A 14,020-nucleotide genomic window follows, 5' to 3' on the forward strand; every position below is an offset into this window, starting at 1 on the left:
TGCAGGCAGCATTTGCCGTTGCATTGTGCGGCGTCTGCATAATAAATACGCAGCCATGGCACAGCACACTCGCACGACCGTTTCCATCGGAAACGTGACCCTGGACAATCCGGTCATCCTGGCCCCCATGGCCGGCGTCACCGACATGCCCAACCGCCGTCTGGTCAAGCGCCTGGGGGCCGGTCTGGTCGTCTCCGAGATGATCGCCAGCCAGGCCATGATCCGCCAGAACCGCCAGACCATGCAGATGGCGCAACACACCGCCGAGGAATTCCCCATGTCGGTGCAGCTGGCCGGCTGCGAGCCCAAGGTGATGGCCGAGGCCGCCCGGCTGAACCAGGATCTGGGCGCCGCCATCATCGACATCAACATGGGCTGCCCGGTGAAGAAGGTCGCCCTGAAGGGCGAGGCGGGCTCGGCCCTGATGCGCAACGAGAATCTGGCGGCGCGCATCATGACCGCCGTGGTCAGGGCGGTGGACATTCCGGTGACGCTGAAGATGCGCACCGGCTGGGACATGAACAGCCGCAACGCCCCCAGCCTGGCGCGGGTGGCCGAGGAATGCGGCATCCGCATGGTCACCGTCCACGGCCGCACCCGCAACCAGATGTACAGCGGCCGGGCCGACTGGGCCTTCATCGGCGAGGTCAAGCGCGCCGTCAGCATTCCGGTGATCGGCAACGGCGACGTGGAGAGCATCGACGACGCGGTGAGCATGCTGGAACAGTCCGGGGCCGATGGCGTGATGATCGGGCGCGGCACCTATGGCCGGCCCTGGCTGCCGGGGCAGGTGGCCCATTACCTCGCCACCGGCGAGCGGCGCCCCGACCCCACCCTGGCCGAGCAGATGGAGATCATCCTCGGCCATCTGGACGCCATGCTGGTCCATTACGGCTCCGAACCGGGGGTGCGCATCGCCCGCAAGCACATGGGCTGGTATTCCAAGGGGCTGCCGGGTTCGGCCGAGTTCCGCGCCGAGATCAACCGCACCGGCGACCCGGAGGCCATGCGCCGGATCATCGCCGACTTCTACGCCCCCCTGCTGGAAAAGGCCGCCGCCTGATGCCCATTCCCATCGTCGCGGCCCTGAAGCGCGGACTGTCCAGTTCCACCTTCGACGCCAATACCGTGCTGAGCGCCCTGGGGGCCGCCGTGGTGGCGCTGGATGCCGAGAACCGCATCCGCTACGCCAACGGCGCCGCCGAGCAGCTGTTCGCCTGCGGCGCCGCTTATCTGATCGGCCATCCCGCCACCGACTTCCTGCCCCCCGATTCGCCCATCCTGTCCCTGGTGGCCCAGGCCCGCGACGGCAACATCTCGGTGGCCGAGCACGGCGTGACGCTGGACACGCCGCGCACCGGGCACCGCACCGTCACCGTCCAGGTCTCGCCCGTCACCGAGACGGCGGGCGCCGTGGTGATCAGCCTGCACGAACAGTCCATCGCTCTCAAGATCGGCGCCCAGCTGACCAGCCGCAACGCGGCCCGCTCGGTAACCGCCATGGCGGCCATCCTGGCCCACGAGGTCAAGAACCCGCTGTCGGGCATCCGTGGCGCCGCCCAGCTGCTGGAGCAGAACGCCGTCGAGGAGGACCGGGTGCTGACCCGCCTCATCTGCGACGAGGCCGACCGCATCGTGGCGCTGGTCGATCGCATGGAGGCGTTCTCCGACAATCCCTCGGTGGAGCGCGGCGCCGTCAACATCCACCGGGTGCTGGAGCACGTGCGCCGCATCGCCGAGGCCGGTTTCGCCCGCCAGGTGCGGATCATCGAGAATTACGACCCGTCGCTGCCGCCGGTCCTCGGCGACCGCGACCAGCTGGTCCAGGTCTTCCTCAATCTGGTCAAGAACGCCGCCGAGGCGGTCCCGGAGGAGGGCGGCGAGATCATCCTCGCCACCGGCTACCAGCACGGCGTGCGCCTGGCCCTGCCGGGCAGCGAGACACGGCGCCACCTGCCGCTGGTGGTCAGCATCCAGGACAACGGCCCCGGCATCCCCGAGGATCTGAAGCCCAACCTGTTCGACGCCTTCGTCACCACCAAGACGTCGGGCAGCGGCCTGGGCCTCGCCCTGGTGGCCAAGATCATCGGCGATCACGGCGGCGTGATCGAATTCGACAGCGTGCCAAGGCGGACCATTTTCCGGGTGATGCTGCCCATGGTCCAGGATGGGGACGGCAAGTGAGCACCATGACCACCACCACCACCGCCACCATCCTGGTGGCCGACGACGACCGGGGCATCCGCACCGTCCTGTCCCAGGCCTTGGGCCGCGCCGGCTACGAGGTGCGCACCACCGGCAACGCCTCGACCCTGTGGCGCTGGGTGTCGGAAGGCGAGGGCGATCTGGTCATCACCGACGTGGTGATGCCGGACGAGAGCGGCCTGGACCTGCTGCCGCGCATCAAGAAGATCCGGCCCGAGCTGCGCATCATCGTCATGAGCGCCCAGAACACCCTGCTGACGGCGGTCAAGGCCACCCAGCGCGGCGCCTTCGAGTACCTGCCCAAGCCCTTCGACCTGAAGGAACTGGTCAACGTGGTGGGCCGGGCGCTGTCGACGCCCCGCGCCGCCCCCAGCGAGGCGGCGGGAGGCGAGGACGAGGAGAAGCTGCCCCTCATCGGCCGCTCGCCCGCCATGCAGGAGATCTACCGCACCCTGGCGCGGCTGATGAGCACCGACCTGTCGGTGATGATCACCGGCGAATCGGGCACCGGCAAGGAACTGGTGGCCCGCGCGCTCCACGATTACGGCAAGCGCCGCAACGGTCCCTTCGTGGCCATCAACATGGCCGCCATCCCGCGCGAGCTGATCGAGAGCGAGCTGTTCGGCCACGAGAAGGGCGCCTTCACCGGCGCCACCCAGCGGGCCGCCGGCCGCTTCGAGCAGGCCGAGGGCGGCACCCTGTTCCTGGACGAGATCGGCGACATGCCGCCCGAGGCCCAGACCCGCCTGCTGCGCGTGCTGCAGGAGGGCGAGTACACCACGGTGGGCGGACGCACGCCCATCCGCGCCAACGTGCGCATCGTCGCCGCCACCCACCGCGACCTGACCCAGCTGATCCGCCAGGGCCTGTTCCGCGAGGACCTGTTCTACCGCCTCAACGTGGTGCCCATCCGCCTGCCGCCGCTGCGCGAGCGGTCCGAGGACATCCCCGAGCTGATCCGCCATTTCCTGGCCCAGGCCGGGTCAGAGGGTCTGCCGTCCAAGACCATCGATTCCCAGGCCATGGAGCGGCTGCGCAAGCACCGCTGGCCGGGCAACGTGCGCGAGCTGGAAAACCTGGTCCGCCGTCTCGCCGCCCTCTATTCCCAGGAAGTGATCGGCATCGAGGTCATCGAGCAGGAACTGGTCGGCGGCACCCCCCATGCCGATTCCATCGCCGGCGGCGTGGAGGGCGAGGGGCTGTCGGCCACGGTCGAGCGGCACCTGCGCGAGTATTTTGGCAATCACGGCGACAACCTGCCGCCCGCCGGAGTCTATGACCGGGTGCTGCGCGAGGTGGAGCGTCCGCTGGTGACCATCGCGCTGGAGGCGACGCGGGGCAACCAGATCAAGGCCGCCCACCTGCTGGGCGTCAACCGCAACACCTTGCGCAAGAAGATCAGGGACCTGGACATCCAGATCAGCCGCGGCCTGAAGTAAATGGCCTTCGGTCGCCGCATACGCCACTGGGCGCGCCGGGTCGATCTGGCCCGCCGTCTGGCCTATGGGCTGACCTTCGCCTCCATTCCCGCCATCGTCGCCACCGTCTGGGCCATGGGCGGCGGTGGCGGCGGTCCCACCGGTCCCGATCCCCGCATCGTGCTGTCGCTGCTGGCCACCGATGGCGTGCTGCTGGCCGCGCTGGGCGGCGTGGTGGGCTTTCGCGTCCTCGACGTGCTGAAGGCCCGGCGGCGGGGCGCTTCGGGCTCCAGGCTGCATCTGCGCTTCATCACGCTGTTCGCCCTGGTGGCGGTGACCCCCTCGGTGCTGATGAGCGTGGGGTCCACCGCCTTCTTCAAGTACGGGGTGGAAAGCTGGTTCTCGGACCGGGTGCGCACGGCGCTGCAGGCCTCGCTGGAGGTGGCGCACGCCTATCTCGAGGAGCACAAGCGCATCATCGGCGGCGATGCCCTGGCCATGGCCAACGACATCAACCGCGAGGGGCCGCTGCTGCTGCGCTCGCCCCAGCATTTCGGCCAGTTCGTCGGCACCCAGGCGGCCATCCGCGGCCTGACCGAGGCCATCGTGTTCGATACCCGCGGCAACATCCTGGCCCGCTCGGGCCTGATCTTCGCGGTGGAGGCCAGCATCGACCAGATTCCGGCCTGGGCGCTGGACAAGGCCCGGGGCGGCGACGTGGTGGTGCTGTCCGGCTCCGGCGAGGACCGGGTCAAGGCCCTGGTGCAGCTGCAGGGGCTGTTCGGCGACACCTTCCTTTACGTCGGCCGCTTCGTCGATCCCAAGGTGATCGGCTACATGGCCCAGACCACCGAGGCGGTGACCCAGTACGAGCGCCTGGAAGGCCGCCTGTCGGGGCTGGAACGCGCCTTCTCGCTGATTTTCGCCCTGGTGGCGCTGCTGCTGGTGCTGACCGCCATCTGGGTCGGCCTGTCCATGGCGGTGAAGCTGGCCACCCCCATCGGCCGCCTGATCGACGCCGCCGAGAAGGTGCGATCCGGCGATCTCGACGCCCGGGTGGCCGAGGATGCCGCCGACGAGATCGGCGTGCTGTCGCGCGCCTTCAACCGCATGACCCACCAGCTGTCCAGCCAGCGCCAGGACCTGGTGGACGCCAACCGCGAGCTGGACGAGCGCCGCCGCTTCACCGAGACGGTGCTGGCCGGCGTGTCGTCCGGCGTCATCGGCCTGGACGCCTCGGGGCGGATCCATCTGCCCAACCGCTCGGCGGGCGAACTGATCGGCATCAACCTCGACGAGCGGGCGGGCGAGGATATCCGGGACGTCATCCCCGATCTGGCCGAGCCCCTGGACGAAGCCGTCCGCCGGCCCGACAGGCTGATTCAGCGCGAGGTGCGCCTGTCCACGCCGGGGGGCCGTACCCGCATGCTGCTGGTGCGCGTCGCCGCCGAGCGCCTCGATGCCGAAATCATCGGCTACGTGGTCACCTTCGACGACATCACCGAGCTGGTCTCGGCCCAGCGCAAGGCCGCCTGGGCCGACGTAGCCCGGCGCATCGCCCACGAGATCAAGAACCCGCTGACTCCGATCCAGCTGTCCGCAGAGCGCCTGAAACGTAAATATCTCAAGGAGATACAGAGCGATCCTGAGACATACGTCAATCTGGTGGAAACCATCGTCCGCCAGGTGGGCGACATCGGACGCATGGTGGACGAGTTCTCGTCCTTCGCCCGCATGCCGGCGCCGCAGATCAGGCCCGACGACCTGAACGACATCTGCCGTCAGGCGGTGTTCCTGCAAAAGACCGGCAATCCCGGCGTGGAGTTCGTTCATCACCTGCCCGACGGCAAGGTTCCGGTGCTGTGCGACGGCCGCCTGATCGGCCAGGCGCTGACCAATCTCCTGAAAAACGCGGTGGAGGCCATCCAGGGCCGCGACGACCCCGAGGCGCCCCCCGGCCGGGTGGCGCTCAGCCTCGCCGTCGAGGCGGACCGGCTGGTGGTGACGGTGGAGGACAACGGCAAGGGCCTGCCCACCGAGAACCGCGAACGCCTCACCGAGCCCTACGTCACCACGCGGACCAAGGGAACCGGGCTGGGGCTGGCCATCGTCAAGAAGATCATGGAAGACCACGGCGGTGATCTGTATCTTGAGGACGCGCCTGGGGGAGGCGCTCGGATCGGATTGGTCTTTCCGCTTTCCGAACAGCCGCAACAATCCCAGGCAAACGGCGATACCACGGTAACCCATGGCGCATGACATCCTGATCGTCGATGACGAGGCCGATATCCGCGCCTTGATCGCCGGCATCCTCGAGGACGAGGGGCACAACACCCGCGAGGCCGCCAATGCGGACGAGGCCCTGGAGGGCATCCGCGCCCGCCGTCCCAATCTGGTGATCCAGGACATCTGGCTGCAGGGCTCGCGCCTGGACGGGCTGGAGGTGCTGGACGCCGTCAAGCGCGACCATCCGGAAGTGCCGGTGGTGATGATTTCCGGCCACGGCAACATCGAGACCGCCGTGCAGGCCATCAAGCAGGGCGCCTACGACTTCATCGAGAAGCCGTTCAAGGCCGACCGCCTGCTGCTGGTGGTGGAACGCGCCATCGAGGCCGCCCGCCTGCGGCGCGAGAACGAGGAACTGCGCCTGCGCTCGGGCTCGGCCGGCGATCTGGTCGGCAACGCCCTCGGCATCCTTCAGGTGCGCCAGGCCATCGACAAGGTGGCGCCCACCAATTCCCGGGTGCTGATCACCGGCCCGGCCGGTTCGGGCAAGGAAGTGGTGGCGCGGCAGATTCACGCCCGCTCGCGCCGGGCCGAAGGGCCGTTCGTGGTCTTGAACTGCGCCGCCATGCACCCCGACCGCATGGAGATGGAGCTGTTCGGCACCGAGCACGGCCTGGATGGTCCCGACACCCCCCGCAAGATCGGTACCTTCGAACAGGCCCACGGCGGCACCCTGCTGCTGGACGAGGTGGCCGACATGCCGCTGGAGACCCAGGGCAAGATCGTCCGCGTGCTGCAGGACCAGATGTTCGAGCGGGTGGGCGGCGGCAAGCGGGTCGAGGTGGACGTGCGCGTCATCGCCACCACCAACCGCGACCTGCAATCGGAGATGAATGCCGGCCATTTCCGCGAGGACCTGTACTACCGCCTCAACGTGGTGCCGGTGAAGATGCCCAGCCTGCGGGACCGGCGCGAGGACATTCCCGCCCTGGCGCGGCATTTCATGGCCCTGGCCGCCGCCGGGGCCGGCGTGCAGCCCCGGATGGTGGGCGAGGACGCCATGGCGGCGCTGCAGGCCTATGACTGGCCGGGCAACGTGCGCCAGCTGAGGAACGTCATGGACTGGCTGCTGATCATGGCGCCGGGCGATGCCAGGGAGCCCATCCGCGCCGACATGCTGCCGGGCGAGATCGGCGCCATCACCCCGGCGGTGCTGCGCTGGGAGAAATCGAGCGAAATCATGACCCTGCCGCTGCGCGAGGCGCGCGAGCTGTTCGAGCGGGAATACCTGCTGGCCCAGGTCAACCGCTTCGCCGGCAACATCTCGCGCACCGCCGCCTTCGTCGGCATGGAACGTTCCGCCCTTCACCGCAAGCTCAAGCTGCTTGGCGTCAACACGGACGAAAAGAAATGAAGGTCATAGTCTGCGGCGCCGGCCAGGTCGGCTTCAACATCGCCCACTATCTGGCGGGCGAGAACAACGACGTCACCATCATCGACCAGCGCCCCGAACTGATCCGCAAGGTCAGCGACACCCTGGACGTCCAGGTGGTGCTGGGCTTCGCCTCCCATCCGGCGGTGCTGGAACAGGCGGGCGCCGGCGACGCCGACATGATCATCGCGGTGACCGCCGCCGACGAGGTCAACATGGTGGCCTGCCAGGTGGCGCACTCGCTGTTCAACGTACCGACCAAGATCGCCCGGGTACGCAGCCAGAGCTACCTGGCCCCCCTCTGGGCCAATCTGTTCTCGCGCGAGCATCTGCCCATCGACGTGATCATCAGCCCCGAGATCGAGGTGGCCCGCGCCATCACCCGGCGCCTGCAGGTGCCCGGCGCCATCGACGTGATTCCCCTGGTGGGCGACAAGGTGCGCCTGATCGGGGTGCGCTGCACCGGGAACTGCCCGCTGATCAACACGCCGCTCCGGCAGCTGACCGTGCTGTTCCCCGACCTCGCCATCGTCATCATCGGCATCGTCAGGGACGGCAAGGCCATCGTTCCCACCTCCGAGGATCAGATGATGGAGGGGGACGAGGTCTATTTCGTCGTCGATACGGCCCATGTGGACCGGGCGCTCACCGCCTTCGGCCGCGAGGACCAGGAGGCGCGGCGCATCGTCATCTTCGGCGGCGGCAATATCGGCCTGTTCCTGGCCCAGCAGCTGGAGGCGGCGCGGCCCGGCACCTCCATCAAGGTGATCGAGTCCAACAAGGAACGCGCCGAGGCCGTCGCCAAGTCGGTGGGCCACACCGTGGTGATTCACGGCGACGCGCTCGACCCGGAAATCCTGGAGGAGGCCTCGGTGGGCGCCGCCGAGGCGGTGGTGGCGGTCACCAACGACGACGAGACCAACATCCTGTCGGGGCTGCTGGCCAAGCGCTACGGCTGCCGCCGCACCATGGCCCTGATCAACAAGACCACCTACAACCCGCTGGTGGCGCCCTTGGGCATCGACGTGGCGGTCAATCCCCGCGCCATCACCGTCTCCAACATTCTCCAGCATGTGCGCCGGGGCCGCATCCACGCCGTCCACTCCCTGCACGAGGGATTCGGCGAACTGATCGAGGCCGACGCCCTGGAAACCTCGTCCCTGGTGGGCAAGCCGCTCAGGGACGTCAAGCTGCCCGCCGGCGTTTTGCTGGGTGCCGTGGTCCACGACGGCAAGGTGGTCAGCCCCCGGGGCAGCACGGTGATCCATCCCGGCGACCGCGTCATCCTGTTCGCCACCGCCGACGCGGTGAAGAAGGTCGAGAAGATGTTCTCGGTCCGGCTGGAATACTTCTGATGCCCGGATTGCCGCTGGTCCGCCCCACGGCGGTGATTTTCGACTGGGACAACACCCTGGTGGATTCCTGGGTGTGCATCCAGGAATCCTACAACATGACCTTCCGCCATTTCGGCATGCCGGAATGGAGTCTGGACGAGACGCGGGAACGGGTGGCGGCCTCCATGCGCGATTCCTTTCCCGCCATGTTCGGCGAGCGCTGGCCCGAGGCCCGCGACGTCTTCACCAGGAGCTTCGAGTCCATTCACCTGGATTACCTCCACCCGCTGCCCGGCGCCGCCGAGATGCTGGGCGCGCTTCGGGCCGAGGGGCTGGTGCTGGCGGTGGTCAGCAACAAGCGTGGCGGCTTCCTGCGCAAGGAAGCCGAGATCATGGGCTGGAGCGGCCATTTCGTCCGTCTGGTCGGCGCCGACGACGCCGAGGCCGACAAGCCTGCCGCCGCTCCGGTTCATCTCGCCCTGGAGGGAACCGGCATCGGGGCCGGGCGCGACGTGTGGTTCGTGGGCGATTCGCCCATCGACACCCACTGCGCCGTCAACGCCGGGTGCACGCCCATCGTGATGCGGCCCCAATCCCTATCCGAAGGGGAGTTCGCCCATCCGCCGGCCCGCTTCCTGCGGGCCTGCATGGACCTCGCCCATCTTGTCCGAGAACTATAGGTTCCCATCTGTTGGAAATGGTGGTAACGACAAGGGTTCAACGGGGTAGGTGCCCAGCCGCACTCCAATAATCAAGATCGGCCAATAAGAACGGATTCCAATCATGTCCGCCGAAAAATCCCAGAATGTGCAGGATGTGTTCCTCAACTACATCCGCAAGAACAAGACGCCCGTCACCATCTTCCTGGTCAACGGCGTGAAGCTTCAGGGTATCGTCACCTGGTTCGACAACTTCTCGGTGTTGCTGCGCCGGGACGGTCATACCCAGCTGGTGTACAAGCACGCCATCTCGACGGTGATGCCTTCGACCCCCATCTCCCTGTTCGAGCCTCCGGTCAAGGAAAACGGCGAAGAATAGGTGGGAGAAACCGGTTCCACGCAGGCGGCGCCCAGCCGCGCCATGGTGATCCACCCCGCCTTCAAGGGCGGGGAGGGCACGCGGCTGCCCGAAGCCCGTCTGGCCGAAGCGGTCGGGCTGGCCGGGGCCATCGATCTCCACATCGTCGCCGCCGAGGCGGTCAACGTCGCCAAGGTGCGCCCGGCCACCCTGATGGGCAAGGGCGCGGTGGAGCGTCTGGCCGAACTGGTCAAGGAGCGCGAGATCGATCTGGCGGTGGTCGACGGCCATCTGTCGCCGGTGCAGCAGCGCAACCTGGAAAAGGCCTGGGGGTGCAAGGTCATCGACCGCACCGGCCTGATTCTCGAGATTTTCGGCGCCCGGGCGCGCACCCGCGAGGGCACGCTGCAGGTGGAACTGGCGGCGCTTAGCTATCAGCGCTCGCGTCTGGTGCGGTCGTGGACCCACCTGGAGCGCCAGCGGGGCGGCTTCGGCTTCCTGGGCGGTCCAGGCGAGACCCAGATCGAGGCCGACCGCCGCATGATCGGCGAGCGCATCGTCAAGCTGGAGCGCGAGCTGGACGACGTCAAGCGCACCCGCGAACTGCACCGCAAGGCGCGGCGCAAGGTGCCTTATCCCATCGTCGCCCTGGTGGGCTACACCAATGCCGGCAAATCCACGCTGTTCAACCAGCTGACCCGGGCCGAGGTCATGGCCAAGGACATGCTGTTCGCCACGCTCGACCCCACCATGCGCACCCTGGTGCTGCCGTCGGGGCGCAAGATCATCCTGTCGGATACGGTTGGCTTCATCTCCGACCTGCCGCACGAGCTGGTCGCCGCCTTCCGCGCCACCCTGGAGGAGGTGCTGGAGGCCGACGTGGTGGTGCATGTGCGCGACGTCTCCCATCCCGACACCGAGGCCCAGGCCGCCGACGTGGACACCGTGCTCCGCGAGCTGGGGCTGTCCGAGGTGGTGGATCGCGGGCTGGTGGAGGCGCTGAACAAGATCGACCTGCTGGACGAGCATGGCCGCGAGGAAGTGCTCAACCAGGCCAAGCGCCGCCATGGCGCCATGGCGCTGTCGGCGGTGACCGGCGAGGGGGTGGACGACCTGCTGGCCGAGCTGGACCGCCGCCTGGGGGCGGCGCGGGAAACCCTCGACGTGGCGCTGCCGCTGTCCGATGGCGCCTCCATCGCCTGGCTTTACAGTCACGGCGAGGTGGTGGCGCGGCGCGACGACGAGGCGCAGGCCTTCATGCGGGTCAAGCTCGACCCCGCCGACATCAAGCGCTTTCACCAGCGCAAGGCCGGGAGCAGGGGGGCATGATGGATTTCGACAAGGTGGCTTCCATCATCTCCGAGGCGGCGGACGAGGAAATCCTGCCCCGCTTCAACCATCTGTCCGCCGGGCAGATCCGCGAGAAGCGGCCGGGCGAACTGGTCACCGAGGCCGATACCGAGGCCGAACGGGTGATGACCCGGCGGCTGCGCGACCTGATTCCCGGTTCCGCCGTGGTGGGCGAGGAGGCGGTGGCCGCCGATCCCGCCCTGCTGCGGGTCCTGGAGGGCGAGGGGCATGTCTGGATCATCGATCCGGTGGACGGCACCGCCAATTTCGCCAAGGGCAATCCCCGTTTCGCCGTGATCGTCGCCCTGGTGCGGGACGGGGTGACGGTGGCGGGATGGATTCTCGATCCCCTGGGCCGGCGCCTGGTGACCGCCGAGCTTGGGGCGGGGGCCTGGCTGGGGGCGGAGCGCCTTGCCGTGCTGCCGTCCGCCCCCTTGGCCGAGCTTACCGGTTCGGTGAAGCGATCCGGCCGCCTTTCGGCCCTGGTGGCCAAGACCATGCGCAAGGGCAGCGCCGCCCATGATTATATCGATCTGGTAACGGGCAAGCTGCACTTCGCCCATTACCACCGTCTGATGCCCTGGGACCATGCGGCCGGGGTGCTGATTCACGCCGAGTCGGGGGGCCACGCCTCCCTGACCAGCGGAAAGCCCTACCGTCCACGGGCGGAGGAGGGCTGTCTGTTGCTGGCCCCCACCCCGGGGACCTGGACATCGCTGCGGGCGGTGATCGAGTAGCCCTCCTGCCTCAGCACATATGGGCCAGCAGGCGCCGCAGGAAGGTCTCGCACTTGGCCACCTGTTCGATGGTGATGAACTCGTCCGGGCGGTGGGCCTGGGCGATGTCGCCGGGGCCGCAGACCACCGCCGGAATGCCGGCCTGCTGGAACAATCCCGCCTCGGTGGTGAAGGCCACCTTGCTGGTCTGGTTGGAGCCCGAGAGGGCGCAGACCAGACGGACCGCCGCGTCCATCTCGTCCATCCCCAGGCCCGGCGTCGAGTTGTGCTCGTCGAGCGTGATGCCGCTGGCCTCGCTGACGCCCAGCATCTCGGGCACCAGATCCTGGGCCCACCCCCGCACCTCGGCCATCAGCTCCTCGGGGTCGTGATCGGGCAGGTTGCGGATCTCGAACTCGAACGAGCAGGATTTGGGCACGATGTTCAACGCCGTGCCGCCCTGCATGGTGCCGGTGTGCACGGTGGTGTAGGGCGGCTGGTAGCCGTGGTCGAAGGGGCCGGTCTCGCGGATGCGCCGTTGCATGGCGCGCAGCCTGACGACCATTTCCGCCGCGATCTCCACGGCGTTGACCCCCAGGTGGTTGAGGGCGGAGTGGCATTCGTGCCCTTCCACGTGGCACCGCACGCTCTTCTTGCCCTTGTGGCCGATCACCGCCTTCATCCCGGTGGGTTCGCCGACGATGCAGAGAAGGGGACGCACCGCCAGATGGGCCAGATCGTCGATCAGGCGGCGGACGCCGACGCAGCCCACCTCCTCGTCGTAGGAAAAGGCGAAATGCACCGGCATCTTCAGCGGCGCGGCGGCGAAGTCGGGGGCGAGGGCCAAGCAGATGGCGATGAAGCTCTTCATGTCGGCGGTGCCCCGACCGTACAGCTTGCCATCGGCCCGACGCAGGCGGAACGGGTCGGCGGACCAGTCCTGGCCATCCACCGGGACCACGTCGGTATGGCCAGACAGAACTATTCCAGGGACATCTTCGGGGCCAATCGTGGCAAAGATATTCGCTTTGTTTCGAGATTCGTCCCAAGTCCTCCGCACGGACGCTCCAAGACCGGAAAGGATTTCCTCCACCAGATCGATTAACTGTAAATTAGTCTTATAACTTGTAGTATCGATCGCGATTAATCTCTCGATCGTTTCGATGCTGGCCGGCAGGGGCGTTTCGGCATGTTCGTTCAAGGACCCGTTCTCGCTCTGGGAGGCTTTGCGCAGTGCCTCCATCATAATGCTCCTCATGGCGGGAAAACCAGCCCTTGCGCCAGCTTATATCCAATATCTTGTGGTTATTACGGACCCGGAGCGCTATTCTCCCGCTTGCCGACGGGGCAGGGGCGGCTGATTTTGTTGGTGGCGAGGGAGCACAAGCTTGCAGCCCGTGACGCTTACGGATGAGTGACCCCGTGGCCGCGAGGCCCGAGGGGGCTGCCGCGCCCGGTTCCGGGCCTTCCCATGCCGGAGCCGGAAGCGCCGAGCCGCCGGCTTTCAGCATCGCCTCGCTGTCGACCCTGAAGAGCAACCTGTTCGATCTGGCGGTGGCCTCGCTGTTCCTGAACGTGCTGGGCCTTGCCCTGCCCATGGCCCTGCTGCAGGTCTACGACCGCATCCTGCCCAACAAGTCGGTGGGCACCATGGTGTTCCTGATGGGGGCGGTGTTCGCCGCCCTGCTGCTGGAATCCGCCCTCAATTTCTGCCGTTCCTGGATCACCGGCTGGGTCGGGGCCAAGTTCGAGCACAATGCCGGCTGCACCGCGCTCAACCATCTGGTGATGGCCGGCGTCGACGAGTTCGAGAAGGATGCGGTCGGGCGCCCATCTGGAGCGCATGAACTCCCTGGCGACGGTGCGCGAATTCTACGCCGGCCAGGCCATGCTGACCCTGCTCGACCTGCCGTTCGCGGTTCTCTATCTCAGCCTGGTGGCCAGGCGTCGAATTCGCGCACCGTCGCCAGGGAGTTCATGCGCTCCAGATGGGCGCCCGACCCATCCTTCTCGAACTCGTCGACGCCGGCCATCACCAGATGGTTGAGCGCGGTGCAGCCGGCATTGTGCTCGAACTTGGCCCCGACCCAGCCGGTGATCCAGGAACGGCAGAAATTGAGGGCGGATTCCAGCAGCAGGGCGGCGAACACCGCCCCCATCAGGAACACCATGGTGCCCACCGACTTGTTGGGCAGGATGCGGTCGTAGACCTGCAGCAGGGCCATGGGCAGGGCAAGGCCCAGCACGTTCAGGAACAGCGAGGCCACCGCCAGATCGAACAGGTTGCTCTTCAGGGTCGACAGCGAGGCGATGCTGAAAGCC

At 67.5% G+C, this 14,020-nt stretch carries 13 protein-coding genes; 10 read left to right on the forward strand and 3 right to left on the reverse strand.

Annotated elements, in window-relative coordinates; all coding sequences use genetic code 11:
* Window positions 1-55: 55 nt before the first annotated feature.
* The 10 genes from dusB (at window position 56) to ACV4UZ_RS02415 (ending at window position 11,719) form a co-directional block, all read left to right on the forward strand.
* On the forward strand, window positions 56-1,063 hold the full coding sequence (dusB, locus tag ACV4UZ_RS02370; protein ID WP_491599334.1) for a tRNA dihydrouridine synthase DusB: 1,008 nt from the start codon (window positions 56-58) through the stop codon (window positions 1,061-1,063).
* Window positions 1,063-2,184, forward strand: a complete 1,122-nt coding sequence (locus ACV4UZ_RS02375) for a two-component system sensor histidine kinase NtrB (RefSeq protein ID WP_491599335.1) — start codon at window positions 1,063-1,065, stop codon at window positions 2,182-2,184. The genes dusB and ACV4UZ_RS02375 overlap by 1 nt, the downstream gene beginning before the upstream one ends.
* Window positions 2,185-2,189: 5 nt before the next feature.
* Complete coding sequence (ntrC, locus tag ACV4UZ_RS02380) at window positions 2,190-3,644, forward strand: nitrogen regulation protein NR(I) (RefSeq protein WP_491599538.1); 1,455 nt, start codon at window positions 2,190-2,192, stop codon at window positions 3,642-3,644.
* Window positions 3,645-5,882, forward strand: coding sequence for a sensor histidine kinase NtrY-like (locus ACV4UZ_RS02385; protein WP_491599336.1), 2,238 nt, complete (start codon window positions 3,645-3,647; stop codon window positions 5,880-5,882).
* The gene (gene ntrX, locus ACV4UZ_RS02390) at window positions 5,872-7,263 is read left to right on the forward strand and encodes a nitrogen assimilation response regulator NtrX (protein WP_491599337.1); all 1,392 of its coding nucleotides are present in this window, start codon (window positions 5,872-5,874) and stop codon (window positions 7,261-7,263) included. Before ACV4UZ_RS02385 ends, ntrX begins: the two co-directional genes overlap by 11 nt.
* Window positions 7,260-8,636 carry a Trk system potassium transporter TrkA gene (gene trkA, locus ACV4UZ_RS02395; protein WP_491599338.1) on the forward strand — a complete coding sequence of 459 codons (1,377 nt, stop codon included), beginning with the start codon at window positions 7,260-7,262 and terminating at the stop codon, window positions 8,634-8,636. Before ntrX ends, trkA begins: the two co-directional genes overlap by 4 nt.
* Window positions 8,636-9,295, forward strand: coding sequence for an HAD family hydrolase (locus ACV4UZ_RS02400; protein ID WP_491599339.1), 660 nt, complete (start codon window positions 8,636-8,638; stop codon window positions 9,293-9,295). The genes trkA and ACV4UZ_RS02400 overlap by 1 nt, the downstream gene beginning before the upstream one ends.
* 103 nt (window positions 9,296-9,398) lie before the next feature.
* The gene (gene hfq, locus ACV4UZ_RS02405) at window positions 9,399-9,653 is read left to right on the forward strand and encodes an RNA chaperone Hfq (RefSeq protein ID WP_491599340.1); all 255 of its coding nucleotides are present in this window, start codon (window positions 9,399-9,401) and stop codon (window positions 9,651-9,653) included.
* The gene (gene hflX / locus ACV4UZ_RS02410) at window positions 9,654-10,961 is read left to right on the forward strand and encodes a GTPase HflX (protein WP_491599341.1); all 1,308 of its coding nucleotides are present in this window, start codon (window positions 9,654-9,656) and stop codon (window positions 10,959-10,961) included.
* The gene (locus ACV4UZ_RS02415; RefSeq protein ID WP_491599342.1) at window positions 10,958-11,719 is read left to right on the forward strand and encodes an inositol monophosphatase family protein; all 762 of its coding nucleotides are present in this window, start codon (window positions 10,958-10,960) and stop codon (window positions 11,717-11,719) included. The genes hflX and ACV4UZ_RS02415 overlap by 4 nt, the downstream gene beginning before the upstream one ends.
* A 10-nt stretch (window positions 11,720-11,729) precedes the next feature.
* Here ACV4UZ_RS02415 and argE read toward each other — a convergent pair whose 3' ends face one another.
* The 3 genes from argE to ACV4UZ_RS02430 all read right to left on the reverse strand — a co-directional run bounded on the left by argE (window position 11,730) and on the right by ACV4UZ_RS02430 (window position 13,965).
* Complete coding sequence (gene argE / locus ACV4UZ_RS02420) at window positions 11,730-12,899, reverse strand: acetylornithine deacetylase (RefSeq protein WP_491599343.1); 1,170 nt, start codon at window positions 12,897-12,899, stop codon at window positions 11,730-11,732.
* A 203-nt stretch (window positions 12,900-13,102) separates the two neighbouring features.
* Window positions 13,103-13,543: a hypothetical protein gene (locus ACV4UZ_RS02425; protein ID WP_491599344.1), complete on the reverse strand. Its 441-nt coding sequence runs from the start codon at window positions 13,541-13,543 to the stop codon at window positions 13,103-13,105.
* Between the two features lie 83 nt (window positions 13,544-13,626).
* On the reverse strand, window positions 13,627-13,965 hold the full coding sequence (locus ACV4UZ_RS02430; RefSeq protein ID WP_491599345.1) for a 6TM ABC transporter family protein: 339 nt from the start codon (window positions 13,963-13,965) through the stop codon (window positions 13,627-13,629).
* Window positions 13,966-14,020: the final 55 nt, after the last annotated feature.

The organism is Paramagnetospirillum sp. (assembly GCF_058402745.1).